Below are 25,966 nucleotides of genomic sequence, written 5' to 3'. Positions count from 1 at the left end.
CCCTGGTCGTCCGGGCTGCCCCGCCGCCGCGTGGCCGACTCCGGACGGAGGAGCACCCATGCTGCCAGCGCTCGTTGCCAGGCCCGGCCCCCAGCCCGTCGCCGACCGCCCCGACCATGCCGCCGCCGTGCTGCGGGCCGTCCTGGACCGGGGGCCGGTCGCCCGGACCGCGATCGTCCGCGCGACCGGGCTGAGCGCGGCCGCCGTGTCGCGCCACACCGCCGACCTGATCGGCATGGGGCTGCTCTGGCAGCCGCCGGAGTCCGCGCAGCCGCCCCGTCCGGGGCGCCCCAGCATTCCGCTGGACATCGACAGCTCGCACCACCTCGCGGCGGGCGTGCACATCGCCGTGCCGCACCTCACCTTCTCGCTCACGGACCTGCGCGGACGGGTCGTCGCGTCCGCGCACCTGCCGCGGGCGGACCGCCCGGGCGAGGTCCTCGGGGAGGTCGCCGCCCGGCTCCCGGCCTTCCTGTCCCGGCACGCCGCGGGGCGTTCGGTGCTCGGGTTGGGCGTGGTCACCGGTGGCTGGGTGGACCCGGAGGCTGGGGTGCTGGTGGAGAACGCTGCGCTCGGCTGGCGTGACGTCCCGGTGCGGGACGCGTTGCGGCGGGCGGTCCGGCTGCCGGTGCACGTGGAAGGGCACGCCCGGGCGCTCGCGCACGCGGAGATGCTGTTCGGGCGGGTCGGCGCGGAGGTGCTGGTCCACCTGTTCGTGGGCAACGCCGTAGACGCGGCGATCGCCACCGGCGGGGTCCTGCTCCAGGGCCGCCGGCACGGTACCGGCGGAATCGCGCACCTCCCCGTTCCCGGATCGAGCCGGCCGTGCCCGTGCGGCCGCACCGGCTGCCTCCAGGCCACCGTCTCGGACCGGGTCCTGGCGGCGACCGCGGTGGCGGAGGGCGTGGTGCCGCGGGCGGACGTGCAACTGCTGGTCCGGGCCGCGCACGAGGGCGACGAGCGCGCCGTGGAGCTGTGCCGCTCCCGGCTGCGGATGGTCGCCAGGGCGGTGCGCCCGATGCTGGAGGTGATCAGTCCGCACGCGGTGGTGCTGACCGAGGCCGCCACCCTGCAACTTCCGCACCTGCTGCCCGAGCTGAGCCGTGAGCTCGGTCGGGCCGACAACCTGGTGCGGGCGGGTTCCTTCGGTCCTGACACCCTCGCGGTGGCCGCCGCCGTGCCGGTCCTGGCGGCGGTCTACCAGGACCCGTCGGGACTGCACACGGTCGGGAGCGCCCGGTGACGCACCGTCAGGGACAGGCTTCGGAGTTTCTTCCACGCCGCCGGAAACCATTGTCCGCCCGGCCGTCCGGGCAGCAGACTGCTGCCATGGACGCGCAGCACAAGGCCACGATCCGGGCAGCCGCACAGCGGCTCCCCGTGAATGCCTTCCGCGCGCACCACTTCGCCGGCCTGCGCTGTCGGATCGGCTGACGCTCCGTCACATGCGCCGTGCGGCACCGATGTTCGCGCGGCTGCTTGCGCCCGCTTCGCCGTAGCACGGGGGGCGGCTCTCCACGTTCCGTGATCACCTGCCCCGACGCGGGGACGCCGCCTGTCCCGGCACGGCCGGCTGACGGGCCCGCCACGGCGTCGCACCGATCTGCTCCGAGGGCGCCGCGTCACGGCCCCGCCATGCCCGGATCCCGGTCGCCGACCGGGTCCTCCTCCGTCCGTCCCACGAAAGGAACCGCTGCGATGACCACGCCCAGCGTCCGTCCCGTCGCCGGCCACATCGGCGCCGACATCGACGGCGTCGACCTCGCCCGCCCGCTGTCCGCCGAGGCCGTGGAGGCGATCAAGCAGGCCCTCCACCGCCACAAGGTCGTCTTCTTCCGCGGCCAGACCCTGGACCACGCCGCCCAGATCGCCTTCGCCCGCCAGTTCGGCGAGCTCACCTACGCCCACCCGCACGACGACGCCCCGCCGGCGGACCACCCGGAGATCTTCACCATCGACCCGCGCCGCTTCGAGGAGCGGTACGGCAAGAACTTCCGCGAGGAGTACCGCCAGTACAGCTACGTCGACGGCTGGCACACCGACGTCACCGCGGCCGTCAACCCGCCCGCCGGTTCGATCCTGCGGGCCGAGACCGTGCCGGCGGTCGGCGGCGACACCCAGTGGACCAACCTGGTCGCCGCCTACCAGGGCCTGTCGGCGCCGGTCCGCGCTTTCGTGGACACCCTGCGCGCCGAGCACCGCTACGGCGGGAGCCGGCCGGTGGAGGGCGACGGCGAGTACGCCCGCCGGATCAACGACAACCTGCTGGTGGCCGTCCACCCCGTGGTGCGGGTGCACCCGGAGACCGGGGAGCGCGCACTGTTCGTCAACCCCGTCTTCACCAACCGCATCGCCGACGTCACCGCCGTCGAGAGCCGGCGCATCCTCGACCTGCTCTACGCCGAGATCACCCGGCCCGAGTACACGGTGCGCCTGCGGTGGGAGGCCGGCCACGTCGCCTTCTGGGACAACCGCGCCACCGCCCACCTGGCCCCTCGTGACCTCGAACACCTGGACGTCGAACGGCGGTTGCACCGGGTCACCCTGATCGGCGAGGTCCCCGTCGGACCGGACGGCAAGGAGTCCGAGCTCCTCGCCGGACGCCCCTTCACCGCCGACCACCGGGTCGCCGTCGCCTCCTGACGCACCCCACCACGCGGGCCGGACCCGACCCGCCCGGCCGACCTGACACCGTCCCAGCGAAAGGAACCGCACCCCCGTGTCCCCGTACCAGGGCCTTTCCGGCCCGAACCGGAGAATGTTCCTCCGGACCCTGCTCGGCACCGGTGCCGCGCTCGGCCTCGGCGCCTGCGCGAGCGCCGCCGCGAGCGGCCCCGAGCTGGCGGCCGGCGCGGCGCTGCCGACCGAGGTGCCGCCCGGCACCAGCCTGCGCGTCGCCTCCGCCCTCGGTGCCCAGCAGCTCCAACTCCAGCTCTCCGGACTGATCGGGAAGATCCCCTTCACCGTCTCCTCCTGGCCGAACATCGGCGCCGGGCCGGACGTCATCAACGCCTTCCGCGCCAACTCCCTCGACCTCGCCAACAACGCCGGCATCCCGCCGATCCAGGCGCACTTCCAGGGCTACGACGCGCGGATCGTCGGCATCAACCTGACCCGCAAGCCGTCCTACCTGTTCGCGACCAGGCCGCACAGCGACATCCGGTCGGTGGCGCAGTTCGCGGGCAGGAAACTGGCGTTCTCCCAGGGCCAGGCGCAGGGCGTGGTGCTGCTGCGGGCGCTGCGCGCGGCAGGTCTGAAGGACAAGGACGTTCAGCTGGTGCCGCTGACCAGCAACCAGTTCCTGACCGCCCTGGCCGCCGGGCAGGTGGACGTCGCCCCGCTGGCCATCTCGCAGGCCCCGGCCTACCTCAACCAGTACGGCGCGGACGGCGCGCACACCGTCACCACCGACGTCGTGGACCTGCTCAACCTGCTGTGGGCGCCGGCCGGCGTGCTCGCCGACCCGGCCCGGGCCGCGGCGATCGCCGCCTTCGTCCCGATCTGGGCCAAGGGCCTGGTCTGGGTCTACGAGAACCCCGCGGTCTGGGAGCAGGAGTTCTACGTCAAGAGCCAGAAGATCAGCGCCGAGCAGGCCCACCAGGTCACCCAGCTGAGCAACAAGCCGCTGCTGCCGCCGAGTTGGGACGAGGCGATCGCCTGGGAGCAGCAGACCGTCGACCTGCTGGCCGAGGGCGGCTTCGTGAAGTCCTTCCAGGCCGACACCCTGTTCGACCGCCGCTTCGAGCACCTCGCGGCGGCCGCCGTTCCCGCCGAGTACCGGAGCTGACCATGGCCGACCACACCTCCACAGCCGTGGCGACCGTCCCCGAACGGCCCTTCGCCCCAGCCGTGCCCGAACCCGCCGAGCCCGCCTCCGGCGCGCGGGCGTCGACCGCCGCGCCGCGGACGCCCGTCGCCGCCCGCCCCCGGGTCCGCCGGCTCGGCCCGGGCCCGCGCCGCCCCTACGCCCGGCTGCTCGGCCCGCTGGTCCTGCTCGCGGCGTGGGCGACGGCCAGCGCGGCCGGCCTGCTGGACCCGCGGATCCTGCCCGCGCCCTGGTCGGTCCTGGACACCGGGGCCCGACTCTGGGCCGAGGGGACGCTCCGCACCGACCTGGGCACCTCGCTGTGGCGCGCCGCGCAGGGCTTCGCGATCGGCCTCGCCGCAGGCGTGCTGCTGGCGCTGACCGCCGGGCTGAGCCGGATCGGCGACGCGCTGATCGACGGCACGGTGCAGGTCAACCGCGCCGTGCCGACGCTGGGCCTGATCCCGCTGTTCATCCTGTGGCTGGGCATCGGCGAGACGTTCAAGGTCGTCATCATCGCGATCGTCGTCTACATCCCGGTGTACCTCAACCTGCACGCCGCCCTGGCCGGCATCGACGCCCGCTACGTCGAACTCGCCGAGGTGCTGCGCCTGGGCCGCTGGCGGTTCATCCGCCAGGTCGTGATCCCCGGCGCGCTGCCCGGCTTCTTCGTCGGACTGCGCCTGGCCGTCACGGGCTCCTGGCTGTCCCTGGTGGTCCTGGAGCAGATCAACGCCACCAACGGACTCGGCTACATGATGTTCCAGGCGCAGAACTACGGCCAGACCCAGGTCATCGTCCTCGGACTGCTCATCTACGGGGTCTTCGGATTCACCTCCGACTCCGCCGTCCGTCTCCTGGAAAGGAGGGTCCTGGCATGGCGCAGCTCGCTGGGCAACTGACCCGGCCCGCCGTCCGACTCGCCGGCCTCACCCGCTCGTTCGGGCCGCGCACCGTGCTCGACGGCATCGACCTGGAGATTCCGGCGGGGCAGTTCGTCGCGCTGCTCGGCCACTCCGGCTCCGGCAAGAGCACCCTGCTGCGGGCCATGGCCGGACTGGACCGCGGCACCGCCGGCAGCGGTGAACTCTCCACACCGGAACGGGTCTCGGTGGCCTTCCAGGACTCCCGGCTGCTGCCCTGGCGGCGGGTGCTGGACAACGTGCTGCTGGGCATCGGCAGGCGGGACGGCGACGGCCGCGACGCCTCCGAACGCGGCCGGGCGGCGCTCGCCGAGGTCGGCCTGGCGGGCCGTGAACGGGCCTGGCCGGGACAGCTCTCCGGAGGCGAGCAGCAGCGGGCCGCGCTCGCCCGCTCGCTGGTCCGCGAGCCCGAACTCCTGCTCGCCGACGAGCCGTTCGGAGCACTCGACGCGCTCACCCGGATCCGCATGCACGCCCTGCTGCGCGAGCTGTGGCAGCGGCACCACCCGTCCGTGCTGCTGGTCACGCACGACGTGGACGAGGCGGCTGCGCTCGCCGACCGGGTGCTCGTCCTGGACCGGGGCCGGATCTCCGTCGACCTGAGGATCGACCTGCCGCATCCGCGCTCCTACCGCGACCCGCTGCTGGGCGAGTACCGCGAGCGGTTGCTGGCCGCCCTCGGCGTGCGGCCCGACGGCGAGCCCGTCACCGCCGGCTCGGCGGCGTCGGCCGGGCCCGGGAGGGAGGACTGAGATGGGCGAACAGCTCCGGAACACCCCCGCCCTCCCGCCCCTGCTGTCCACGAAGGTTCCGGCATGACCGCGGTCGCCACCGACAGCAGGGCCCTGCGCGCCGGGTACGGCGCCTTCCCCACCGGCGTCACGGCGGTCGCCGCCCTGGTCGACGGACAGCCGCTCGGCCTGGCGGCCAGCTCCTTCACCCCGGTGTCGCTCACCCCCGCCCTGGTCTCGCTGTGCATGGCGCACACCTCCGGGACCTGGCCGGCGCTGCGCCGCGCCGGGCGGCTCGGCATCAGCGTGCTCGGCACGGACCACGGGCCGCTGTGCCGGCAGCTCGCGGGCCCCGCCGACGGGCGGTTCACCGGCGCCGGCTGGCGCGCGACCGCGGACGGCGCCGTGCTGCTCGACGGCGCGAGCGCCTGGTTCGAGTGCGCGGTCGAGCGCGAGATCCCCGCCGGGGACCACGACATCGTGCTGCTCCGCGTCCTCGACCTGCACGCCGAACCCGCCGTGGACCCGCTGGTCTTCCACGCGAGCAGTTTCCGCTCGCTCACCACCCCCTGACACCCCCCTCCGAAGGACCACCCATGAGCAAGCAGCTCCACTTCAACCTGTTCATCCACGACACCGGCCACCACGAGGCGTCCTGGCGGCTGCCCGAGTCCGACCCGGGCGCCGACCTGGACCTGGCCTTCCACCAGCGGCTGACCCGGATCGCCGAGGACGCCAAGTTCGACTCGGTGTTCCTCGCCGACAGCCCCGCGCTGTGGGGCGATCCCAGCCGCCGCCCCTCCGGCAAGCTGGAGCCGACCGTGCTGCTGGCCGCCCTCGCCGCCGGAACCACCCGGATCGGACTCATCGCCACCGCCTCGACCAGCTACAACGAGCCGTACAACCTGGCCCGCCGGTTCGCCTCGCTCGACCACCTCTCGCACGGCCGCGCCGGGTGGAACATCGTCACCACCGCCGGTGACGCCGCGGCCCGCAACTTCGGACTGGAAGGCCAGCCGCTGCACCGCACCCGCTATGAGCGGGCCGCGGAGTTCCTCGAGGTGTCCACCAAACTCTGGGACAGCTGGGCCGACGAGGCGCTGGTCGCCGACAAGGACGCCGGCGTCCACGCCCACCCCGAGCTGGTCCGCCCGGTCGACCACCGCGGCCGCTTCTTCAGCGTCGAGGGCGCGCTGAACGTCCGGCGCTCCCCACAGGGCCACCCGCTGCTCGTACAGGCCGGATCCTCGGAGGACGGCAAGGAGTTCGCCGCCCGCTGGGCCGAGGCCGTGTTCACCGCGCAGCCCACCCTCGCCGAGGGCCAGGCCTTCTACGCCGACGTCAAGCGCCGTGCGGCCGCCGCCGGACGCGACCCCGAGCACCTCAAGATCCTGCCCGGCATCGTCCCCGTCATCGGCGCCACCGAGGCCGAGGCCCGCGAGCTCGAAGCCGAACTCGACCGGCTGATCAAGCCCGAGTACGCCCGCGAGCAGCTGGCCACCGTCCTCAAGGTGGAACCCGAGCGTCTGCGCTTCGACGAGCAGCTCCCCGCCGACCTGCCCACCGAGGACGAGGTCGAGGGGGCCAAGAGCCGCTACACCCTGATCGTGGAGCTGGCCCGCCGCGAGCACCTGACGGTACGACAGCTGATCGGGCGGCTCGGCGGCGGCCGCGGCCACCGCACCTTCACCGGCACGCCCGTCCAGGTGGCCGACACCATCCAGCACTGGTTCGAGAACGGCGCGGCCGACGGCTTCAACGTCATGCCCGCGGTGCTGCCCTCCGGACTGGAGGTGTTCGTCGCCGAGGTCCTGCCGATCCTGCGCGAGCGCGGCCTGTTCCGCACCGAGTACCGGGGCACGACCCTGCGCGAGCACTACGGCCTGCCGCGCCCCGCCGACCGGTTCGCACTCGCCGCCTCGGCCGCCTCCGCCTGACCGCCGCCACAGTTCTTCGGAACTCCCGTCGAAAGGCATCCGATGAACCATCCCCCACCGGATTCTCCGTCGACGGACGCGGAGATGTGTTCGAGCCCGGCGGTGTAGACCATATCGCCACCGCGTCGGCGGTGTGCAGCTCGAAGCGGTAGGAGGTGCACGCCGAGAAGTCCTCTCCGAGTGCGGTGAAGAGCGCGTCGACCTCGGTCCGGCCGGCGGCGTTGCACCACGCCCCCAGCACGCTCACCGGCTCCGCCGTCGACCAGAGGGCCCGCCGGTGACCCGCATCACCGTTGTGCAGGGCCACCTCCGCGTCGCGCAGCACGGTGGTGACCCACAGCAGGAAGTCGTCGCGCTCGGTCATGCCTCCCCTTGCACCGCCGAACCGTTCCGGGCTGGATCGAACGCGGCGTCAACTACCGCTCCCATCGCCTGTGTGGGCGGAGGTGGAAGCGCTTCCGCCCGACCCGCCATCGGAGTTCGGCCACCTGACGACCAATCAGGTCACCGACCAGCCCGACGGCTCCCCCGGCGCCTCCTCGGTGGAGTTCGCCGAGGCCGACCAGGTGGTGCACAGCCTGTCCGCCCGCCAGACCCGCAGTCAGCACCAGAGCAAGGAGGCGTCCCGCAGCTTCGGCCTCGACGTCCAGTGCGCGCCCTTGAACGACCTGCAACGCCGCGACGGCCACGGCAAGCCGCTCTACGACGCCGAGGGGAGGCCGGTCCTGCTGCCGGGCAGGATGGGCGCCCGGACCACAAGGTGGTCGACACGATCTGGCTGTCGGGCAGCAACGCCCCCGACGCGGCCTCGCTGCGCCGGACCCGCCAGAGCTCCGCCAAGCCCCCGTGCTGGCGGGTCCTGCACCGGGTCGCCTGCATCAGCCGGGTCCTCGCGCCCGTCCCGCCGCCCGGAGCGCCGCCGCTGGAGCGGGCCATGCGCACGGAGAACGCCGACAGCAAGTACGAACTGATCAAGCGCCTCGAACCGTACGTGCGACCCGCCGCCACCAGCTCGGCCACCCTCGCCGCCGCCACCTGCGGCGCCCTCGCGGCCCAGCTGCCCGAACTCCCGCCCCACGCGGCCGAGATCACCGAGTACCTCGCCCACTACATCGGAATGGAGAACTGATCCCCGGCCCGGCCCCCGACCCGCCGGGGGCCGGGCCACCCGAACCGACGTGCGAACACCCCCGAGAGTCGGTGGCCGCGGTGTCCGCACGAGCACACGTTCAGGTACCGCAACGCGGCCGGCCGGCAGGCAGGGGAGTTTGGGTTCACCACCTCGGAGCAGACGAAGGCGCGGCTCGCCGAGGTCCACCAGGAGCGCACAGCGGGACGTTCGACCACAAGGTCGCCGACGCTTTCACCATCACCGTGGAGCGGGTCACCCGCGGCACAACGCTGCTTGTTCATGGTGCCGGTCGGCTGCCGCGGTTGTGCCGTGCTTGGAGTGCGCTGCGCAGGCTGGGCAGGTCGGCGAAGGTGATCTGTTCGGCCAGGCGGGCGAGCAGTCGGCGCAGGGTGCGTTCGTCGTGGTCGTGGACGGCTTCGGCGAGGGAGGCCAGCAGGGACTCCCTCGTATGGGGGACGGGCGTGCGTGCTGCCGACCTGTCCTGGGTTCCTTCCATCGCTCACCTTTCCGTTCGTTGTCCCCGGTTGCGCGTGGTGTGCTCCGGGCCCGCACGCGAGGGCGAAGACTACCTTCCCTTCGAACACCGAAAAATCTATGCTGGCCGGAGTAGACATTGGTGGGGGGCGCGGTTAGTGTTTCTCCCGTAACCAGCAGTCAGCACGGCCCGCCAGACACGAACTGGCGGGAGCAGCACCGACAGTGCGCAGGTCGGCGCGGTTGTGGGGTTCTGAAGCCAGGGCTTGTGCAGGACGGCGACGGGACCGGTGACCGTGCCGGGTGGCCCGCAGTGATCAGGGGCCACCGACCAGCGGTACCGCAGTGAGCAGGACGCGCCGGCCGAGGCGGGCGTGAAGCAGTGACGCAAGAACACAGCACGGCAGCGGAGCCTCGAAGCCAGAGCAGACGCAGGACGGCGACGGGACTGGCGGCCGTGCGGGTGGCCTGCAGTGATCAGGGGCCGCCGACCAGCGGTACCGCAGTGAGTTCAGGTGCAGTCGACTCGCAGTCACCAGTGGTTGAAGTACGCAAGGTCTCAGCAAAGGCGTCTGACTGCGGGCGCGCGTGCTGGGAAGTCCGGGCAGTGGGGTTCCAAGCCGAGCAGGACGGGCGACGGGCCAGGCTGCCGCACCGGACGGTGAGCCGTACGGCCACCACAGCAGTACAGATGTACCGCAGTACGCAACACCAGCAGTTCGCAGGATGTCAGTTGACGCAGAGGAAGAACGGAGGGCGCTAGCGCCATCAGGATCGCCCGGCCCGTGAGATGAGCAGTTCTTGTCCGGGCGGACACCGCAGACCCCTCACAGCACGAAGGACGGTGGTTTCCGGTCACGCATACGCGATCCCCGCAATCCTCCTCCCCCCGAGGACTGCGGAAACAAGGACCGGCCCAGGGCCGGTAGATGGTGAAGTTCCCCTTCGGGGCCCCGGAGCCGCAATGGCGCCGGGGCCCCTCGACGCGTTCCCGAACCCAGATATGAAGAGGTGCAGTGACCACGACCAGCAACCGGCCCCACACCCCCGACGCCGTCAGCAACTTCGACGATGACGACTACCCCGCCTACACGATGGGCCGCGCCGCCGAGATGACCGGCACCACCGCCGGCTTCCTACGCTCTCTCGGTGATCAGGGCCTCATCACACCGCTACGCTCGGAGGGCGGACACCGCCGCTTCTCCCGGTACCAGCTGCGGATTGCTATGCGTGCCCGCGACCTCGTCGACCAGGGCACCGCCATCGACGCCGCCTGTCGCATCATCATCCTCGAGGACCAACTCGAAGAAGCACTGCGCATCAACGAACAACTCCGCCGCGCCGGCCACACTCCGCACACCGCCGCCGACACCTGACCGGTGCCGGCCCGTCCGCACCCCCGGTCCGCGGTGAGCACTCGCTCACCGCCGACCGCCCGGCGGCGGACGGGCGTCATCTGGTACGGCCTCAAGCACCCCGACTCCGCACCCGGGCAGCCACACGCCCGATCGTCGGGGCACAGGGCACGGAACAACACCCCAGCGGAGGGTCCGGCGGTCACCGCAACGACGGTGCCCGGTTCGGCTCGACCGGGAGCGCCCGTCGCCGAACCGCGCACCGGCGCGGCGGCCCAGGGGTCTGCGGGAGGATCACTGCCTCGGGCGGCGCGACGCACGCCGGGCTGCCGAGAACTGCGCGCCTCGGTCGGGTCAGAGTTTGAACATCGCGGCGTAGGGCTGGGTGATCCGCTCCTGCCGTGATCCGAAGTCGACGAGCACCGCGATGTCGCTGTCTCCCTCGACCCCAATGGCCCGGCCGAGACCGTACTGGTCATGGGTGACGCGGTCGCCGACGGCGAAGTGCTTCCGTGGTGCTTCGGGCCGTGCCTTGAAGGGGCTGGTGGGGAGGACACGGCGGACCGCGAAAGATTTTGTCATTCCCCCAGTATGCGCCGAAAATCGCACGATCGGGCCTTTCCGGTGCATACGATTTCGGGCCTGCGTCAGGAGTTTCACCCGAGCCGTCCATAGTGATCTCTGACAGTGCCGGTGGGCGTGATGCGTGGCTTCGGCGGGTCTGCCGCAGGACGGACCGGCGCTCGGCGGTCGGCACGGAAGGGGCTGCCAAGCGCACCCGAAACAGGCTTCTGCCCAGCGGAGTTGGCGTCGCCGTCGCCTCGCGGCCGGGGCCCGGGCAGTGGGGTTCCGCAGAGCCGGGGACGAAATATCTGCCCGCGGCGGGTCTGGACCTGCTAGAGTCGTCTCAGTTGCAGTAGTGGTTCCCATGAACTTTGTGTGCGCCTGCTGATGTATCGCAGGCGCCTTTTTGTTTCCCGGCTCTTTTCCGGGTGGGTGCTCATCGCGGCGACTCGGAGCACGCACTGTGTGTGTTTCGGACAGCCCCTTGAAGGAGAATTTTTTATGGCTAATGGCACTGTGAAGTGGTTCAACGCGGAAAAGGGCTTCGGCTTCATCGAGCAGGACGGTGGCGGCGCTGACGTCTTCGCCCACTACTCGAACATCAACGCCAACGGCTTCCGTGAGCTGCTCGAGGGCCAGAAGGTCGAGTTCGACGTCACGCAGGGCCAGAAGGGCCCGCAGGCCGAGAACATTCGTCCGCTGTAGTTCCTGCCACGGCACCCGCCTAGCAGCGAGGGGCCCGCACCGCGTACATGCCCGGTGCGGGCCCCTCGGCATTGCACCAACGCGCCCCAACCTGGCCGTTCAGGCCCCATGGCTCCGCCACCGGCGGCCATCCCCACGCGAGACGCACAGCGCCGCGTCCGGGTCGGCGCCCTGCCGTGACATCCCACGGTTCGAGGATCTTCGCTCCCGCCCTGCCGGTGAGCGCCGACCTGAGGTGACGTGCCGCACGGTTTCACCGTCCACGCCCCGCTCTCCACCCTTTCGGCCGTTCCCTCACGGTCTCCTGCCGGCGCCCCGCGCTGCGGAGCCGCCTCGCGACGTGCCGACCAAGGAAGGTTTCCCATGAACCGCTCCAGTCGCTCCTCGTACCAGAACACCAACTCCCGCTCCTCGGCCTCTTCCCGCTCCGGGGGTGGCAGCGGCTCCCGGTCCCGGTCCGGTGGCAGCTCCTTCTACGGCGACCGGCCCTCCGGCGGCCGAAGCGCTCGTCAGGGCTCCGCCGCGCAGGGCGAGTTCGCGATGCCGGTGAGCACCACCCCGGCGCTGCCCGCTGTCGAGTCCTTCGACGAACTCGACATGCCGAAGGCGCTGCTGTCGGTCCTGGGCCGTCAGGGCGTCACCGCTCCGTTCCCGATCCAGGCCGCGACGCTGCCGAACTCGCTGGCGGGCCGCGACGTCCTCGGGCGGGGGCGGACCGGCTCCGGCAAGACCATCGCGTTCGGCCTCGCCGTGCTGGCCCGCACCGCCGGGCAGAAGGCCGAGCCGCGCCGCCCGCTGGCGCTGGTGCTGGTCCCCACCCGCGAACTCGCGCAGCAGGTCACCGACGCGCTGACGCCGTTCGCCCACGCGGTACGGCTGCGGATGGCAGCCGTCGTGGGCGGGATGTCGATCAGCCGGCAGGCGCAGGCGCTGAACCGGGGCGCGGAGGTCGTGGTGGCCACCCCGGGCCGGCTGAAGGACCTGATCCAGCGCGGCGACTGCCAGCTGGACGGGGTGGGCATCACGGTGCTCGACGAGGCCGACCAGATGGCCGACCTGGGCTTCCTGCCGCAGGTCACCGAACTCCTCGACCAGGTCCGGGAAGGCGGCCAGACGATGCTCTTCTCCGCCACGCTGGACCGCAACGTCGACCGCCTGGTGCGGCGCTTCCTCAATGACCCGGTCACCCACTCGGTGGACCCGTCCGCGGGCGCGGTCAGCACCATGGAGCACCACGTGCTGCACGTGCAGAACTCCGACAAGAACGCCACGATCGCCCACATCGCCTCCCGCGACGGCGGCGTGATCATGTTCACCGACACCAGGCACGCCGCGGACCGCCTGGTGACGGACCTGCTCGCCAACGGGGTGAAGGCCGCGGCACTGCACGGCGGCAAGACTCAGCCCCAGCGCACCCGCACCCTGGAGCAGTTCCGCACCGGGCAGGTGACCGCGCTGATCGCGACCAACGTCGCGGCCCGGGGCATCCACGTCGACGGCCTCGACCTGGTCGTCAACCTGGACCCGCCCGCCGACCACAAGGACTACCTCCACCGGGGCGGACGCACCGCCCGGGCCGGCGAGTCCGGCACCGTCGTCACCCTCGTTCTGCCGAACCAGCGCCGCGAGATGGCCCGCATGATGACCACGGCCGCCATCACCCCCGTGACCACCCGCGTGAGCGCGGGCGACGAGGACCTGGCTCGGATCACCGGCGCCCGGGTGCCCACCGGCATCCCCACCGTGATCGCCGCTCCCGTCGTCGAACGCCCCGGCCGCAGCAAGTCCACGAGTCGCGGCCGCCGCAGCCGTCGCGCCTACACAGGTTCCTCGAGTGAGGGTCGCGCCACTTCCGGCCGCGAGGGCCAGGGCTCCTCCGGCCGCCGGGCACCCCGGCGGATCGCCCTCGCCGCCTAGAGACGCACGGGCCCGGACCGCGAGGGCGGTCCTGGCCCGTCCGGCTCGCCGTGCGGAACACGCCGGCGCTGCAGCCGGCTTCGGACACCACGCTCAGCCGCCCCACTGCCAGCGCCCTGGCCGACCACCGTCGGTGCCGGCGAAGCCCCATGAAGGAGTCCGCCCATGATCATCACCCTCGAACGCCCCGCGGCCACCGCCACGGTCGGCGACCTCATGAAACACCCCGAGCTGCAGATCAGCGACGACATCATGGTCGACACGGCGATGGACATCCTGCAGAGCTCCGGGGCGGACCACCTCCTGGTCCGCGAGGACGACGGCCGCTGCGCGGGACTGCTGACCGCCCAGCACCTCGCACCGTTCCAGGCCCGGTCCTGGTACACCGAGCGCATCCCGGTGCGCAACATCGTCCTCGACCGCGCACCGTTCGCCACCCCCGACATGTCCGCCGCCACCGCGGCCGTCGCCATGCGTACCCGCGGCCTCGACATCTGGCCGGTGGTGGACCACGACGGGTACGCCATCGGCCTGCTCCGCTTCTAGGGAGCACCGGCCAGCGCGGAAGCGCCGACCGTCGCCATGTCCGCCCCAACCACCAGTTCCGGCAGGACGGCAGGCGGGTGCAGGGCACTGTCCTCGGCAGAGTTCAGCAACGGGCCAGTGCCGGGACGGAGTCGCCCATCGCGCCGAGCATGGTCGCCCGCCCCCGGGTTTCGGCGGACCGACGGCCAGCGCACGCGACGAGCCGTTGGGCAGGCGGCCCGGTCGCGGGCCGGACAGATCTGGGCAGTCGTGTGGTGAGCTCGTCCTCTGCTGTGGTGCCGGGATCTTCGGGCGTCCCTGCCTGAGCGGGCTCGCCATCCGCACCCCCGAGGAGTTCGCCGACCACCTCCGCCACACCTGACAGACCATCACCGGTCATGCGGGGTGCGGCTCGCCTAAAGTCAGACACCGGTCGAGGTGGCGGATCCGGAAGCCGCACCGCAGAGCGTGACGGCTCAGGTGCCGGGCATCCGGGCGGCCAGGAGTGCGAGGAAGCCGTCCAGCAGGGACCGGTCGGAATCCGGCACCATGTAGTGGCGGAAGGCGCCGCCCTCGGCGGTCAGGGTCGAGCGCACCCAGTCGAGCAACTCGAATCTGGCACGCAGGTAGCCGCCTCCTGAAGCGACAACCTCGGCTCCCTCGGGTGACACCACGACAAGGTGGATGGCACCACAGCCGCACTCGAAGCACACCACTGGGATTGCGCCCATTCCCGCGAGCCGTTGCAGGGCCGCCGGGTAGGCGAGTTCATGGCCGGGACACACCGCCACGCTCAGTTGGCTCGACATCCGCACAGCCTATGGTCGCAGCCTCCGAACGAGACACTTTCTCAGCGCTCCTCCCACCAGGGAATGTATTCCTGCTCGGGGCGGCCCCAGAGCGACAGGTCGCTCAGAGGACATTGCGCGAGCTCGCCCGCGAGCAAGCCGACCAGGAAGTCGGCCATTCCGCTCCCCTGGACCAGCCATTCGCCCTTGGACCGGCTCCACACCACGACCGGCCAGCGGTCCGGGTCCGGATCGACGGCGATCCACGCGAGCGTGTCGGCGCCGGCTGTGTCACCCCAGCCACGCAGTGCCGAAGCGTCAGCCACCTCGTCGGGCAGGCCGGTGCGTACCCGTGCGAAGTGGAGCCGGGCGTCGTCGGTCTCCTCTGCGACATCGATCGGCACCACGCCCGGCTCGCTGATCACCAGCGGATGCCCGATGCCGAGAAGGCCGTCGATCGAGCCGGCACCGTAAGTGTCGACGAACTCGCGGTAGTCGGAAGGGAAGGGACCGTGCGCCAGTTCGGCGGCGGCCCAGTCGATCGGCTCCCCTCGGTGCGCGGAGGAGGGCATCATCGCCCTGAGCCGGTCCAGACTCATGGGAAAACTCCTTGCGTTCACGGTCTGCCAGCGCTGTGTTCGGGCAACCTGACGACGCAACGTACCGCTCGCTCGTCGCGAGTGGACACCGGCCCTGGAAGGGGCCGGGCCGGTGGTGTCCGCGCCGCGCCAGCGGGGGTCAGCCGAACCACGGCCTGGACGCGGACGGCGCGATTGGGTGTTCGCTGCGTAGCCGGGCGCTTCGTTGATCGATCTCGACGGCTGCCAGGTGCGTGGTCTTCCCGGTTGCGGGCGGCTCCGGTCAGGTCAGCGGTGCGGGTGCCGGCCAATCCAAGTCAGCAAAGAGTCAGCATTCATCCACCCACAGCCTGCAAAACTGACCTACACATGGGAACCGGCAGGGAGCCCTCGATCGTCGCGCAGCGTCGAGCCAGCCACGCCCGGCGGTCCTGATGCCCACGGTGACGGCGGTCACGAATCATCGCCCTGCTTCGGTGTCCGTGACCGCCTCAAGATGGTGTTTTGGCCGGTCAGTCGCGATTGCCACGAGCCTTGAGGGCGACCTGCGGCAGTTCGGGCGCAGGCAGCCGGTCGCCAGGGTAGCCCTCGACCTCGCCGAACCGGACTGCGTTCTGCCAGTCGTTGCGGGCTTGGACGATCTCCTCGCCGGTGCGGCCGATGAAGTTCCACCACATGACGATCTGTTCGCCGAACGGCGGGCCGCCGAGGAGGACCAGGCGGGCGGGGGTGGGGGAGAGGTTGGTGAGGGTGAGGGTGGCGCGGCCGGGCGGGAGGTGGCCGAGGTCGGCGGGGTGGAGGGGGGTGCCGGCGAAGAGGACGTCGCCCTGGTCGACGAGGAGGCCGTGTTCGAAGGTCGGGTCGACGTCGAGGGTGGTGGTGGCGCCCGCGGGGAGGGTGAGTTCGGCGCCCAGCAGGGGGGTGAAGGTGGGGACGGGAGAGGTGTCGCCGGCCAGCGTGCCGAGGAAGACGCGGGCCTCGCCGCCGCCCGGGAGGGGAGCGGCGTCAGGGACGTGGTGGTGGAAGTCGCGGGCGGTGTGCCGGTGCTGCTCGGGGAGGGCGACCCAGAGCTGGACGCCGTGCAGGACGGTGGTCGCGGCGGTGGAGGTCTCGGAGTGCGCGATGCCCTGACCGGCCGTCATCAGGTTGAGCTCGCCGGGGCGGACGAAGGCGTGCACGCCGTGGCTGTCGCGGTGCTCGATCTCGCCGCTGAACAGCCAGCTGACGGTCTGCAGGCCGATGTGCGGGTGCGGGGCGACGTCCATGCCGCCGGTGGTGGCGACGTCGTCGGGACCGTAGTGGTCGATGAAGCACCAGGCGCCGATCAGGGTCCGCTCCCGCTGCGGGAGGGTGCGGCGGACGGTCATCGCGCGCGGCCCGCCGAGCGGGACGTCCCGCGGGGGCAGGACCCCGGCGGCGCCGGTGTCGGTGGCGCCGGTCTCGGTGGTGCTCATGGCGGTGCTCCCTCCCGGGTGTCGCGGCGTTCGCGACACGACAGCAAATCGTTTCATCTTCAACTATCATGGAACGGAGCGGGCGACAAATACCAGCCCACAGGTGGAGGAGAGTTCAGGTGACCGAGGTGGCGACCCCGACGGCCCGGGTCTACGTCGACAAGAAGCACCCGCAGGTGTTCCGCGCGATGGTGGCCGCCGCCGAGGCGGCCCGCGGCGCGGCTGCGGACGCCGGACTCGACCGCCGCCTGGTGGAGCTGATCAACGTCCGCGTCTCGCAGCTCAACGGCTGCGCCTACTGCCTGGACGTGCACACCAAGGCCGCGCTCAAGGAGGGCGAGGGCGTCCAGCGGCTCGGTGTGCTGGCGGCCTGGCGGGACGCCCCCGCCCTGTTCGACGAGCGCGAGCGCGCCGCCCTCGCACTGGCCGAGGCCACCACCCACCCGTCCGAGGAGGCCGCCCAGGAGGCCGCGTACGAGCGGGCCCGCGCCGTGTTGGGCGAGGAGCAGATCTCGGCGGTGATCTGGGTGGCGATCGCCATCAACGCGTTCAACCGGGTCTCGATCCTGAGCAAGCACCCGGTCCGCCCCACCCGCTGACGAGGGCACAGCGTCTCCGCCCGGCCCACCCGCTGAGGGCACAGCCTCCCCGCCCGGCGCGCTGACGCGGTGTCAGCGCCCGCCGCACGAGTGGACTCGCCGAGCCGCGCCGCGCAGCGCCCGCCCCGCGAGGCCCGGGGCTGGTGACCTGTCCTGAACAGGTCACCAGCCCCGGAGGAGACACCCCCTCATGCGCCGTCCCCGCGCCCGGCGGCTCGCCGTCGCCCTGCTCGCCCTGAGCACGCTCGCCCCCGCCGCCCCGGCCGCCGCCGCCCCGGGCTCGCCGTTCACCCGGCCGGTCGCGCAGCCCGCGCGCCACTCGCCGGACCGCGGCCATCCGCTCGACCCGGCGCTCGCGGCCCGGCTGGACGAGGCCGTCGAGGCCGTCCGGCAGGAGACCGGCACGCCGGGCGTGACGGTCGGACTGTGGCTGCCCGGGCGCGGCACGTACGTCCACTCGACGGGCGTCGCCGACAAGGAGACCGGGCAGCCGATGACGCCCGACCTGAACGTCCGGATCGGCAGCGAGACCAAGACCTTCACCATCACCGCCCTGCTGGAACTGGTCGACGACGGCCTGGTCGGCCTGGACGACCCGATCTCGAAGTACATCGACTGCGTCCCGGACGGTGAGCACATCACGATCCGTCAGCTCGCCGAGATGCGCAGCGGTCTGTTCTCGTACACCTTCGACCCGGACTTCCAGCAGGCGCTGTTCTCCGACCCGGAGCGGCCGTTCACCCCGCAGGAGCTGCTGGCCTACGCGTTCAAGCACGACAACGTGTTCGCGCCGGGCGCCGATTTCCAGTACTCCAACACCAACACGGTGCTGCTCGGCCTGGTGGTGGAGAAGCTCGGGAAGATGCCGCTGCGTGACTTCATCCACCAACGGGTGCTCGAACCCGCGCACCTGAAGCACTCGCTGTTCCCGGTCGGCAACGAGCTGCCGGAGCCGTACGCGCACGGCTACACCAACCAGACGCTCTCCGGGCAGGTCGAGGACTCCACGCACTGGAACCCGTCCTGGGGCTGGGCGGCCGGCGCGATGATCTCCGACCTGCACGACCTGCACCACTGGGCGAAGACTGTGGCCACCGGCACCCTGCTCAGCCCGGCCACCCAGGCCGAGCGGGAGAAGTTCGTCCCGGTGCCCGGCTTCGACGACGCGGGCTACGGCCTCGGCCTGTTCCGCACCCACGGCTGGGTCGGCCACAACGGCTCGCTGCCCGGCTACGAGACCGTCACCATGTACCTGCCCGAGCAGGACGCCACCATGGTCATCCTGCTGAACACCGACATCACCTACCAGGGCAACGAGCCCAGCACGCTGTTCGCCAAGGCCGTCACCCAGATCATCACCCCGGACCACGTGTACGACCTTCCCGCCGAGAAGTAGGCCACGGCCGAAGGGACCTGACGCACGGTCGGGAACCCGGGCCTCCCCTCCCGTCGTCCTGACAGCCACGAGGACGGGAGGGGACCCATGCGGGACAGCGACACGCGCGCGATCGGGCCGTACCGGGTGCTGCGCGAGCTCGGCGCCGGCGGAATGGGGCAGGTCCACCTGTGCCGCACCGCGGGCGGGGTGCTGGTGGCCGTCAAGGTGCTGCACCCCGAGTACGCGCGGGACGAGGCCGCCCGTCGCCGCTTCGCCCGCGAGGCGCGGGCCGCCCGGCGGGTCGGCGGCCTGTGGACCGCCCCCGTGGTCGACGCCGACCCGGACGCCGAGCGGCCCTGGCTGGCGATCGCCTACGTGCCCGCGCCCAGCCTGGCCGAACTGCTGCGCACCACCGGCCCGTTGCCCGTCGCCTCGGTGCGCCGCCTCGGCGCCGGCATCGCCGAGGCGCTGGCCGCGGTGCACGCCGCCGGGCTGGTCCACCGGGACCTCAAGCCCGCCAACATCCTGGTCACCGCGCACGGCCCCAAGGTGATCGACTTCGGCATCTCCCGCGCCCCCGGCCAGACCCTGACCCTGGACGGCGTCACCGGCACGCCAGGCTACATGTCGCCGGAGCAGATCGAACGGCCCGCCCAGGTCGGCCCGCCCAGCGACGTGTTCGCCCTCGGCGCGGTGCTCGCCACCGCTGCCCAGGGCCGCCACCCCTGGACCGCGCCGGACGGCGGGTCGGACGACATCTGGCCCGTGCTGCAGCGCACCGTCGGCGCACGCCCCGACCTCGCCGACGTCCCCGCCGCGCTGCTGCCCGCACTGGTGCACTGCCTCGCCCCCGACCCGGCCGGCCGGCCGACACCGCGTCAACTCCTCGCCCTGCTCGACCCCGACCCGGGTGCGGCGTGGCTGCCGCCCGCCGGCCTCGCCCTGGTCGCCCGGCACGCCGAGGCCCAGCACGCGCAGCCCGAGACGGCTGCGGAAGGGGCCGTGCGTCCGCATCCGCTGATCGCCCGGCACCCCGAGGTGCTCGACCTGATCGCCCGCCGCGCCGCCGCCGAACAGCTCCCGCCCGCCGCCGCCCGCGACGCCCTCGCCGAACTCCTCCCGGTTGCCGCCGAGTTGTACGGACCGGACCACCCCGATGCGCTCGACCTCCGGCTCGCCCACGCCCGCGCCACCGGCGACAGCGGGCAGGCCGCGCAGGCCGCCGTGCTGCTCGCCGACCTGGTCGAGCACACCGCCCGGGTGCTCGGCCCGGACGCCCCCGCCGTCCTCCACCAGCGCCTCGAACTGGTCCACCGCACCGCCCGATCCGGCAGCCTCGGGGTCGCCATCGGCATGGCCGCCCGGCTCGGCGAACGGATCCGCGCGGAACTCGCCCCCGCCGACCCGCTGTACTGCCGGGTACACCTGCAACTGGGCGAACTGCTGAGCCAGGGAAGGCAGTTCGACTCCGCCGCAGCCGCGTACCAGCTCGCCGCCGACGGCCTGGCCGAGCCGCACGGCGAACAGCACCCCGACGTGCTGGAGGCCCGCTACTGGCAGGCGCACTGGACGTACACCGCCGACCCGCGCGGCGGCGGGGCCATCGGGCTGTTCGCCCGGTTGGCCGTCGGGTGCGAGGCCGTGCACGGGCCCGGCGCCATGGAGACGCTGTCCGCCCGCGAGGGCCACGCCTACGCCACCGCCGGCGCGGGCCACGCCAACCGGGCACTGATGCTCTACAACCAACTGGTCCTGGACTGCACCACGCTGCGCGGCCCGCTCGACGAACTCACCCTCACCGCCCGCAGCGGCCTCGCCCACCACCTCGGCGAGATGGGCGCCGCCGAATCCGCCGCCGACGCCTTCGAGGAACTCACCCGGGACTGCGCCGCCGCCCTCGGCCCGAACCACCCCCGCACCGGCGCCGCCCGAAAAGCCTGGGCCGGCTGGAACGCCCGCGCCGCCACGGCCCACCCCACCGCCGACCGGGCCTTCGCCCGCGAGGCCGGCCCCGCCGCCGAGGCGCTCTCCGCCCGGATGCGCGCTGCCCTCGCGCTGGCCGACCGCGGCGACCCCGCCACCGCCGTCACCCTGCTGCTCGACACCGCCGCCCAGGTGGCCGCGACCCTGGACCCGCACCACTTCCTGGCCTTCAAGTGCCGCCTCGACGCGGCCCGCCTCACCGCCCGAGCCGGAAACCGCGCGTCCGCGCTGCGCCAGCTGGACGTCCTACGGGCCGAGACCGTGGAACGCTTCGGCGACCACAGCCGCCTCGCCACCCTCGCCCTGACCCGACGTCAGGTCGAGGACGGCACCGCGGCCGGGCCCGCCTGAACGGTCACTCGGGCGACGTGTCCCGCCCGGCCCGTCGACGGCGCAGCGCGACCACCGTCCCGGCCGCCGCGGCGGCCACAGCCGACGGTGTTCGCGCAGTGGTCGCAGGCGCTGGCCGGTGGTGCTCGACGGACCTGGTCAAGGCAGGTCGGCGGGGCGGATCCGGTAGACCTGCAGGTTGAGGTCGTAGTACTTGGTGGTCTCGCCGACCCAGCGCATCCCGAGCCGTTTGGCGACCGCGTGGGCGCGGTCGTTCTTCGGGCGGGCGACGGCGAAGACCTCCTCGATGTCCTGGGTGAAGACCCAGCGCAGCAGGATCAGGCCGGCCTCGGTCGCGTATCCCTGGCCCCAGGCTTCGGGGGCGAGCTGCCAGGTGATCTCCAGGTCCTCGTCGTAGGGGGCAGCGGGCGGATGCCGAGGCCGCCGATGACCTTGCCGTCCTCGCGGCGTTCGATCGCCCAGCGGCCGCGCGGGGGAGCAGTTCTTCCTGCTGCCGGGACCAGGCCTCCAGCACGGTGCGCATGGCTTCGGTGTCGGCGACCCGGTCCATCACGGGCGTCAGCCAGCGGGCGACGTCCGTCGACCCGTACACGGCCAGCGCGTCCTCGGTGTCGTCCGGTGTCCAGTCCCGGACGACGAGCCGATCAGTGGTCAGGCTGATCCCCATGGGCGGGTCCTCCCTCAGTCGATTGGCGGACGTCTCCCTCCACCGGAGTGTGCGCTCCAGGTCCGCCCGAGTCGAGCCGGGAGCGAGATCCGCACCGCCCGTCACCGCCCGGTCACCGACCGGCGGTCAGCGGCGGCCCGCGAGCGGCAGGTGCAGGCCGTCCGCGGCGTCGCCCTGCAGGGCGAGCGCGGCCGCGACCTCGTCGGGCAGCGTGCCGACGCCGAGCAGGGCGAGGGCGAGGTCGGCGGTGGAGCGGTGCCAGTCACCGGCCCGGCGCAGCAGGGTGTGGCCGCTGCCGTACACCCGGTAGCCGGCCACCCGGGCGCCGTGCTCGCGGGCGCGCAGCGCGAACAGGTCGGTGTCGCCGGGGGCGGTGACCTTGTCGCGGTCGCCGTGCAGCATCAGCACGGTGCGGCCGGACAGGTGCGCCGTCGGCTCGTCCCGCGGGCACCAGGGCGCGAGCGCCACCACGCCGCGCACGCACGGGTGGGCGGCGGCCCGCAGCGCGGCCCGGCCGCCCATCGAGTGGCCGATCAGCACGGTCGGCACGGGCCCGAGCTGCTCGGCGAGGTCGGCGAGCGCCGCCTCCGCGTCGCGGGCGGCGTCCGCCCGGTCGGCGTTCCAGCCCCGGCACCGGTAGCGGACCGCGCCCACCGCCAGCGACCGTCCGGGTGCGGTGAGCGCGCCGCGTTCCACGGCCCGGGCGAACGGTCGCATCCGCAGGCCGGGCAGGTTCAGCGCGGGCGGCGGCGCGGAGCCGAACTCGCGGCCGCCGTGCAGCACCAGCACCGCCGCGTCCGGCGAGGGCGGCAGCACCCGCCAGGTCAGCGGCCGGTGGGCCGTCGCCGCCTCGCCGCCACCGGAGTGGACCGCCACCTGCCCGTTCATCACGCCCGTCCCGTCGCTGCCGCGCTCGCCGGGGCCGCATCCGTCGCCTGCCGTCCCGACCCCGAGCTGCCACTGTACGCGGCCGGGCGACGGGCGGGACCGGCCGGTGGGCGGCGCACCGCGGCTCCCCCTGCCGCGCACCGGACCTGACTGCTCGTAGGGTGGGAGCGCACCCACGAGCCGAGGAGAGCCATGGCCGACGTCCACCCGCCCCGCACCGACGGCACCCCGACCGCCGAACTCGGCGTGATCGGCGGATCGGGCCTGTACGCGCTGCTCGAGGACGTCACGGAGGTGCACGTCGAGACCCCGTACGGTCCGCCCAGCGACGCCCTGTTCGTCGGCGAGGTGGCCGGCCGCCGGGTCGCGTTCCTGCCCCGGCACGGGCGCGCCCACGGGCTGCCGCCGCACCGGATCAACTACCGCGCCAACCTGTGGGCGCTGCACTCGCTCGGGGTGCGCCAGGTGCTCGGCCCGTGCGCGGTCGGCGGCCTGCGGCCCGAGTACGGGCCCGGGACGCTGCTGGTGCCCGACCAGTTCGTGGACCGCACCTCGGGCCGGGTGCAGACCTACTACGACGGGCGGATCCTGCCCGACGGGTCGATCCCCGAGGTGGTGCACGTCTCGATGGCCGACCCGTACTGCCCCGAGGGCCGGGACGCCGCGCTGACCGCCGCCCGCGACCTGGCGTGGGAGCCCGTCGACGGCGGCACCCTGGTGGTGATCGAGGGGCCGCGGTTCTCCACCCGCGCCGAGTCCCGCTGGTTCACCGCCAACGGCTGGTCGGTGGTCGGCATGACCGGCCACCCCGAGGCCGTCCTGGCCCGCGAACTCGGGCTCTGCTACACCTCGTTGGCCCTGGTGACGGACCTGGACGCGGGTGTGGAGGCCGGCGAGGGCGTCACCCACGCCGAGGTGCTGGAGGTCTTCGCCCGCAACGTGGACCGGCTGCGCACCGTCCTGTTCAAGGCGCTGGAGTCGCTGCCCGCCACCCGCGACTGCATCTGTTCGCACGCCCTGGACGACCTGGAGACCGGCCTGCCCGGGCTCTGACCCCGCACCGTCGGCCACCGGCCGCATCGGGCGGCGCGCACCGCGCCGCCCGAACCGCCCCCGTTCGTCGTTCTCCTCGCCGCACGGACGCTAGCCGTGCCGCCCGCGCCGGCGGCGGTGCCTGCGCGCCGCTGCCGTCAGCAGCGCGAGCAGCACCACCCATGCCGCCACCACGGCCACCAGCAGCGCCGGTTCGTCCAGCGCCACCGCCAGCCCCAACAGTCCGAACGAGAAGGCCAGGCAGCACGCCAGGGCCGCGACCACCATCCGTGGCCGGGCCACCAGCGTCCGTCGCAACCGGGCCCACGTCGCCGGCCGCATGGTGCGCAGCTCTCGCTCCAGCTCCTGATCGTTCCCCAGCTCCGCCTCGATCTGCTCAAGGATCAGTAGCTCACGCGGGGAGAGTGCCGGTCCGTCCATCAACCACCTCCGCGCCGACAGGCAGGTGAGCCCGGCCGTGCCCGCCGGCGCCTCCCTGCGTCCCAGGTAGCAACAGATGTGCCCGCTGCACGCCGGTTCTAACGCGCGAACGCCTGCTCGAACTGCCGGTCGTCGGCCGGAGGTTCGTCCACTCGACGGTTGGTCGACACCCGGGCGTCGGCTTGCCGTCCGCCCGCGGTGGCGGCACCGGGCGGACGACGCGCGAGGGGTTCGGGCAGAACCGATTCGGCACCGTTCGCGCCCCCTAGCGTGGTGCGCGCCGGGCCGGTGCCCGCCGACCCCGGCCAACCGACCGGAAAGGCCGTTCCACCCCATGCACCTGCGTCAGACGGTTGCCGCCGCCGCTGCGTCCCTCGCCCTGCTGCTCGCCATGCCCGGCCCGGCGACCGCCGCGGTCGGCGAGTTCCGCTACACGTACTACGACGACTTCGGCTACCGCGCCGCCGGCGTCCTGGTCGACCCGGCAAGCCGCGTCTGCGTCACCCTCCCCGAGGTGGCCGACCCCGACAGCACCGAACCCGCTTTCGCCCCGCAGAACTTCACCGGCTCCACGGTGGCGCTGTTCACCGGCCCGGACTGCGACGGCGACCACTACAGCCTGCGCCCGGCCGGCCGCGCCTCCGACCGCCTCAAGCTCCGATCCGTCCTGTTCTCCTGACCGGCCCCCCGCGGCCCGGCGGCCCCGCCCCACCGGGGCCGCCCCCGCCCACCCCCGCGCGGACGATGGGGCCACCGTCCGTCAGGACGCCTTGCGCGGCGCGGTCTTCTTCGCCGCGGTCTTCCTGGCCGGCGCCTTCGCCTTCTTCTTCGCCGCCGCCCCGCCCCGGCCCGCCGCCGTCTTCCGCGCGGGCTCGGACGGCTGTTCGGCCTCGGCCGGCTGCTCGGCGGCCTTGCCCTTGCCGCCCCGCGCGTGCTCCCCCTTGGCCGCCTTGACGCTGCTGCGCAGCACCGCCATCAGGTCGATCACGTCGGCCTCGCCGCTGTCCGCCCGCTCCTCCAGGTGCGGGGTCTCCACCCCGGCCAGCTTGGCGTCGATCAGCTCCTGCAGCGCCGCCTGGTACTCGTCGTGCAGCGCCGACAGGTCGAAGTCCTCCGACAGGGTGTCCATCAGCGAGCGCGCCATCTTCAGCTCCTGCGGACGGACCGTCACGTTCTCGTCCGGCGCCATCCCCTCCGCCGAGCGCACCTCGTCCGGCCACAGGCAGGTCTGCAGCACCAGGGTGTCGTCGTGCACCCGCAGCACCGCGAGGGACTCCCTGGTCCGCATGGTCACCTTGGTCACCGCGATCTGCCCGGACTCGCGCAGCGCGTCCCGCAGCAGCACGTACGGCTTGGCGGGGGCCTTGTCGGCCGTCCCGACGTAGTAGGCCTTGGAGTACATCAGCGGGTCGATCGACTCGGCGGGCACGAACGCCAGCACGTCGACCACCTTCTTGCTGGGCAGCGGCAGCTCCGCGAGGTCCTCGTCGTTCAGCACCACCTGGCGGCCGTCGGGCGACTCGTGGCCCTTGGCGATCTCGCTGTACGGGACCTCCTTGCCCTCCGCCTCGCAGAAGCGCTTCATCCGGATGCGGGAGCCGTCCTTCGCGTGCACCTGGTGCAGGGAAGGGCCGCTGTGCTCCTCCGTGGCGGCGTACAGCTGGACCGGCACGCTGACCAGTCCGAACGTGATGACGCCTTTCCAGGTGACCTGAGGCATGCGATGTCCTTTTCGCGGG

At 72.9% G+C, this 25,966-nt stretch carries 26 protein-coding genes; 17 read left to right on the top strand and 9 right to left on the bottom strand.

Annotated elements, in window-relative coordinates:
* The first annotated feature begins 58 nt into the window (after positions 1-58).
* The 8 genes from BX266_RS02340 to BX266_RS02300 all read left to right on the top strand — a co-directional run bounded on the left by BX266_RS02340 (position 59) and on the right by BX266_RS02300 (position 8,525).
* Positions 59-1,243 (top strand): ROK family protein, encoded by a 1,185-nt coding sequence (locus BX266_RS02340; RefSeq protein WP_099897259.1) that lies wholly within the window; start codon positions 59-61, stop codon positions 1,241-1,243.
* Positions 1,244-1,698: 455 nt separating this feature from the next.
* Positions 1,699-2,643, top strand: a complete 945-nt coding sequence (locus BX266_RS02335; RefSeq protein WP_099897258.1) for a TauD/TfdA family dioxygenase — start codon at positions 1,699-1,701, stop codon at positions 2,641-2,643.
* Between the two features lie 115 nt (positions 2,644-2,758).
* Positions 2,759-3,787, top strand: a complete 1,029-nt coding sequence (locus BX266_RS02330) for an ABC transporter substrate-binding protein (protein WP_099897257.1) — start codon at positions 2,759-2,761, stop codon at positions 3,785-3,787.
* A 2-nt stretch (positions 3,788-3,789) separates the two neighbouring features.
* Positions 3,790-4,707 carry an ABC transporter permease gene (locus tag BX266_RS02325; RefSeq protein WP_099897256.1) on the top strand — a complete coding sequence of 306 codons (918 nt, stop codon included), beginning with the start codon at positions 3,790-3,792 and terminating at the stop codon, positions 4,705-4,707.
* Positions 4,683-5,480 (top strand): ABC transporter ATP-binding protein, encoded by a 798-nt coding sequence (locus tag BX266_RS02320; RefSeq protein ID WP_099897255.1) that lies wholly within the window; start codon positions 4,683-4,685, stop codon positions 5,478-5,480. The genes BX266_RS02325 and BX266_RS02320 overlap by 25 nt, the downstream gene beginning before the upstream one ends.
* A 63-nt stretch (positions 5,481-5,543) precedes the next feature.
* Positions 5,544-6,032 (top strand): flavin reductase family protein, encoded by a 489-nt coding sequence (locus BX266_RS02315; protein WP_099897254.1) that lies wholly within the window; start codon positions 5,544-5,546, stop codon positions 6,030-6,032.
* 23 nt (positions 6,033-6,055) lie between these two features.
* A complete protein-coding gene (locus tag BX266_RS02310; RefSeq protein ID WP_099897253.1) occupies positions 6,056-7,396 on the top strand; it encodes an LLM class flavin-dependent oxidoreductase in 1,341 nt (446 codons plus the stop codon).
* 760 nt (positions 7,397-8,156) lie between these two features.
* Entirely contained in the window at positions 8,157-8,525 is a 369-nt protein-coding gene (locus BX266_RS02300; protein ID WP_099897252.1) for a hypothetical protein, read from the top strand.
* A 280-nt stretch (positions 8,526-8,805) separates the two neighbouring features.
* Here BX266_RS02300 and BX266_RS02295 read toward each other — a convergent pair whose 3' ends face one another.
* A complete protein-coding gene (locus BX266_RS02295; RefSeq protein WP_099897251.1) occupies positions 8,806-9,024 on the bottom strand; it encodes a hypothetical protein in 219 nt (72 codons plus the stop codon).
* Positions 9,025-10,096: 1,072 nt separating this feature from the next.
* Here BX266_RS02295 and BX266_RS02290 point away from each other — a divergent pair.
* Positions 10,097-10,378, top strand: a complete 282-nt coding sequence (locus tag BX266_RS02290; RefSeq protein ID WP_099907296.1) for a MerR family transcriptional regulator — start codon at positions 10,097-10,099, stop codon at positions 10,376-10,378.
* A gap of 333 nt (positions 10,379-10,711) precedes the next feature.
* On the opposite strand, the gene BX266_RS02285 is transcribed toward BX266_RS02290, so the two are convergent.
* A complete protein-coding gene (locus BX266_RS02285) occupies positions 10,712-10,939 on the bottom strand; it encodes a hypothetical protein (protein ID WP_099897250.1) in 228 nt (75 codons plus the stop codon).
* 483 nt (positions 10,940-11,422) lie between these two features.
* Here BX266_RS02285 and BX266_RS02280 point away from each other — a divergent pair, with 483 nt between their 5' ends.
* The 3 genes from BX266_RS02280 (at position 11,423) to BX266_RS02270 (ending at position 14,089) form a co-directional block, all read left to right on the top strand.
* On the top strand, positions 11,423-11,626 hold the full coding sequence (locus tag BX266_RS02280; protein WP_099897249.1) for a cold-shock protein: 204 nt from the start codon (positions 11,423-11,425) through the stop codon (positions 11,624-11,626).
* Between the two features lie 363 nt (positions 11,627-11,989).
* The gene (locus BX266_RS02275) at positions 11,990-13,543 is read left to right on the top strand and encodes a DEAD/DEAH box helicase (RefSeq protein ID WP_099897248.1); all 1,554 of its coding nucleotides are present in this window, start codon (positions 11,990-11,992) and stop codon (positions 13,541-13,543) included.
* A 165-nt stretch (positions 13,544-13,708) separates the two neighbouring features.
* Positions 13,709-14,089: a CBS domain-containing protein gene (locus BX266_RS02270; protein WP_099897247.1), complete on the top strand. Its 381-nt coding sequence runs from the start codon at positions 13,709-13,711 to the stop codon at positions 14,087-14,089.
* Positions 14,090-14,544: 455 nt separating this feature from the next.
* Here the strand turns inward: BX266_RS02270 and BX266_RS38025 are convergent, their stop codons facing one another.
* From BX266_RS38025 to BX266_RS02260, 3 genes are all read right to left on the bottom strand, one after another.
* Positions 14,545-14,877, bottom strand: a complete 333-nt coding sequence (locus BX266_RS38025; protein WP_143686845.1) for a hypothetical protein — start codon at positions 14,875-14,877, stop codon at positions 14,545-14,547.
* Between the two features lie 41 nt (positions 14,878-14,918).
* Positions 14,919-15,455 carry an SMI1/KNR4 family protein gene (locus tag BX266_RS02265; RefSeq protein ID WP_099897246.1) on the bottom strand — a complete coding sequence of 179 codons (537 nt, stop codon included), beginning with the start codon at positions 15,453-15,455 and terminating at the stop codon, positions 14,919-14,921.
* Positions 15,456-15,946: 491 nt separating this feature from the next.
* Complete coding sequence (locus BX266_RS02260) at positions 15,947-16,888, bottom strand: pirin family protein (RefSeq protein ID WP_099897245.1); 942 nt, start codon at positions 16,886-16,888, stop codon at positions 15,947-15,949.
* 68 nt (positions 16,889-16,956) lie between these two features.
* On the opposite strand from BX266_RS02260, the gene BX266_RS02255 reads away from it, so the two are divergent.
* The 3 genes from BX266_RS02255 (at position 16,957) to BX266_RS40730 (ending at position 21,199) form a co-directional block, all read left to right on the top strand.
* Positions 16,957-17,487: a carboxymuconolactone decarboxylase family protein gene (locus tag BX266_RS02255; protein WP_099897244.1), complete on the top strand. Its 531-nt coding sequence runs from the start codon at positions 16,957-16,959 to the stop codon at positions 17,485-17,487.
* Between the two features lie 190 nt (positions 17,488-17,677).
* Positions 17,678-18,883 carry a serine hydrolase gene (locus tag BX266_RS02250; RefSeq protein ID WP_099897243.1) on the top strand — a complete coding sequence of 402 codons (1,206 nt, stop codon included), beginning with the start codon at positions 17,678-17,680 and terminating at the stop codon, positions 18,881-18,883.
* 87 nt (positions 18,884-18,970) lie between these two features.
* Entirely contained in the window at positions 18,971-21,199 is a 2,229-nt protein-coding gene (locus tag BX266_RS40730; protein ID WP_099897242.1) for a serine/threonine-protein kinase, read from the top strand.
* 138 nt (positions 21,200-21,337) lie between these two features.
* Here BX266_RS40730 and BX266_RS39625 read toward each other — a convergent pair whose 3' ends face one another.
* Positions 21,338-21,577, bottom strand: a complete 240-nt coding sequence (locus tag BX266_RS39625; protein WP_259465034.1) for a GNAT family N-acetyltransferase — start codon at positions 21,575-21,577, stop codon at positions 21,338-21,340.
* A 415-nt stretch (positions 21,578-21,992) separates the two neighbouring features.
* Complete coding sequence (locus tag BX266_RS02235) at positions 21,993-22,754, bottom strand: serine aminopeptidase domain-containing protein (RefSeq protein WP_099897240.1); 762 nt, start codon at positions 22,752-22,754, stop codon at positions 21,993-21,995.
* Positions 22,755-22,946: 192 nt separating this feature from the next.
* On the opposite strand from BX266_RS02235, the gene BX266_RS02230 reads away from it, so the two are divergent.
* Positions 22,947-23,807, top strand: a complete 861-nt coding sequence (locus tag BX266_RS02230; protein WP_099897239.1) for an S-methyl-5'-thioadenosine phosphorylase — start codon at positions 22,947-22,949, stop codon at positions 23,805-23,807.
* A gap of 90 nt (positions 23,808-23,897) precedes the next feature.
* On the opposite strand, the gene BX266_RS02225 is transcribed toward BX266_RS02230, so the two are convergent.
* Positions 23,898-24,227, bottom strand: coding sequence for a hypothetical protein (locus BX266_RS02225; protein ID WP_099897238.1), 330 nt, complete (start codon positions 24,225-24,227; stop codon positions 23,898-23,900).
* Positions 24,228-24,561: 334 nt separating this feature from the next.
* Here BX266_RS02225 and BX266_RS02220 point away from each other — a divergent pair, with 334 nt between their 5' ends.
* Positions 24,562-24,906, top strand: a complete 345-nt coding sequence (locus tag BX266_RS02220; protein ID WP_099897237.1) for a hypothetical protein — start codon at positions 24,562-24,564, stop codon at positions 24,904-24,906.
* Between the two features lie 81 nt (positions 24,907-24,987).
* On the opposite strand, the gene BX266_RS02215 is transcribed toward BX266_RS02220, so the two are convergent.
* Positions 24,988-25,947 (bottom strand): Ku protein, encoded by a 960-nt coding sequence (locus BX266_RS02215; protein WP_099897236.1) that lies wholly within the window; start codon positions 25,945-25,947, stop codon positions 24,988-24,990.
* Positions 25,948-25,966: the final 19 nt, after the last annotated feature.

Source organism: Streptomyces sp. TLI_171 (genome assembly GCF_003610255.1).
In the GTDB taxonomy this organism is placed as follows: Bacteria; Actinomycetota; Actinomycetes; order Streptomycetales; family Streptomycetaceae; genus Kitasatospora.
The sequence above is the reverse complement of the archived record's forward strand: the minus strand, read 5'-3'. Positions and strand labels throughout refer to the sequence as shown.

Coding starts and splice junctions, on each gene's coding strand:
- BX266_RS02340 (WP_099897259.1), top strand. CDS start 59: ATGCTGCCAGCGCTCGTTGCCAGGCCCGGCCCCCAGCCCGTCGCCGAC.
- BX266_RS02335 (WP_099897258.1), top strand. CDS start 1,699: ATGACCACGCCCAGCGTCCGTCCCGTCGCCGGCCACATCGGCGCCGAC.
- BX266_RS02330 (WP_099897257.1), top strand. CDS start 2,759: ATGTTCCTCCGGACCCTGCTCGGCACCGGTGCCGCGCTCGGCCTCGGC.
- BX266_RS02325 (WP_099897256.1), top strand. CDS start 3,790: ATGGCCGACCACACCTCCACAGCCGTGGCGACCGTCCCCGAACGGCCC.
- BX266_RS02320 (WP_099897255.1), top strand. CDS start 4,683: ATGGCGCAGCTCGCTGGGCAACTGACCCGGCCCGCCGTCCGACTCGCC.
- BX266_RS02315 (WP_099897254.1), top strand. CDS start 5,544: ATGACCGCGGTCGCCACCGACAGCAGGGCCCTGCGCGCCGGGTACGGC.
- BX266_RS02310 (WP_099897253.1), top strand. CDS start 6,056: ATGAGCAAGCAGCTCCACTTCAACCTGTTCATCCACGACACCGGCCAC.
- BX266_RS02295 (WP_099897251.1), bottom strand. CDS start 9,024: ATGGAAGGAACCCAGGACAGGTCGGCAGCACGCACGCCCGTCCCCCAT.
- BX266_RS02290 (WP_099907296.1), top strand. CDS start 10,097: ATGGGCCGCGCCGCCGAGATGACCGGCACCACCGCCGGCTTCCTACGC.
- BX266_RS02285 (WP_099897250.1), bottom strand. CDS start 10,939: ATGACAAAATCTTTCGCGGTCCGCCGTGTCCTCCCCACCAGCCCCTTC.
- BX266_RS02280 (WP_099897249.1), top strand. CDS start 11,423: ATGGCTAATGGCACTGTGAAGTGGTTCAACGCGGAAAAGGGCTTCGGC.
- BX266_RS02275 (WP_099897248.1), top strand. CDS start 11,990: ATGAACCGCTCCAGTCGCTCCTCGTACCAGAACACCAACTCCCGCTCC.
- BX266_RS02270 (WP_099897247.1), top strand. CDS start 13,709: ATGATCATCACCCTCGAACGCCCCGCGGCCACCGCCACGGTCGGCGAC.
- BX266_RS38025 (WP_143686845.1), bottom strand. CDS start 14,877: ATGTCGAGCCAACTGAGCGTGGCGGTGTGTCCCGGCCATGAACTCGCC.
- BX266_RS02265 (WP_099897246.1), bottom strand. CDS start 15,455: ATGAGTCTGGACCGGCTCAGGGCGATGATGCCCTCCTCCGCGCACCGA.
- BX266_RS02260 (WP_099897245.1), bottom strand. CDS start 16,888: ATGAGCACCACCGAGACCGGCGCCACCGACACCGGCGCCGCCGGGGTC.
- BX266_RS02255 (WP_099897244.1), top strand. CDS start 16,957: ATGGAACGGAGCGGGCGACAAATACCAGCCCACAGGTGGAGGAGAGTT.
- BX266_RS02250 (WP_099897243.1), top strand. CDS start 17,678: ATGCGCCGTCCCCGCGCCCGGCGGCTCGCCGTCGCCCTGCTCGCCCTG.
- BX266_RS40730 (WP_099897242.1), top strand. CDS start 18,971: ATGCGGGACAGCGACACGCGCGCGATCGGGCCGTACCGGGTGCTGCGC.
- BX266_RS02235 (WP_099897240.1), bottom strand. CDS start 22,754: ATGAACGGGCAGGTGGCGGTCCACTCCGGTGGCGGCGAGGCGGCGACG.
- BX266_RS02230 (WP_099897239.1), top strand. CDS start 22,947: ATGGCCGACGTCCACCCGCCCCGCACCGACGGCACCCCGACCGCCGAA.
- BX266_RS02225 (WP_099897238.1), bottom strand. CDS start 24,227: ATGGACGGACCGGCACTCTCCCCGCGTGAGCTACTGATCCTTGAGCAG.
- BX266_RS02220 (WP_099897237.1), top strand. CDS start 24,562: ATGCACCTGCGTCAGACGGTTGCCGCCGCCGCTGCGTCCCTCGCCCTG.
- BX266_RS02215 (WP_099897236.1), bottom strand. CDS start 25,947: ATGCCTCAGGTCACCTGGAAAGGCGTCATCACGTTCGGACTGGTCAGC.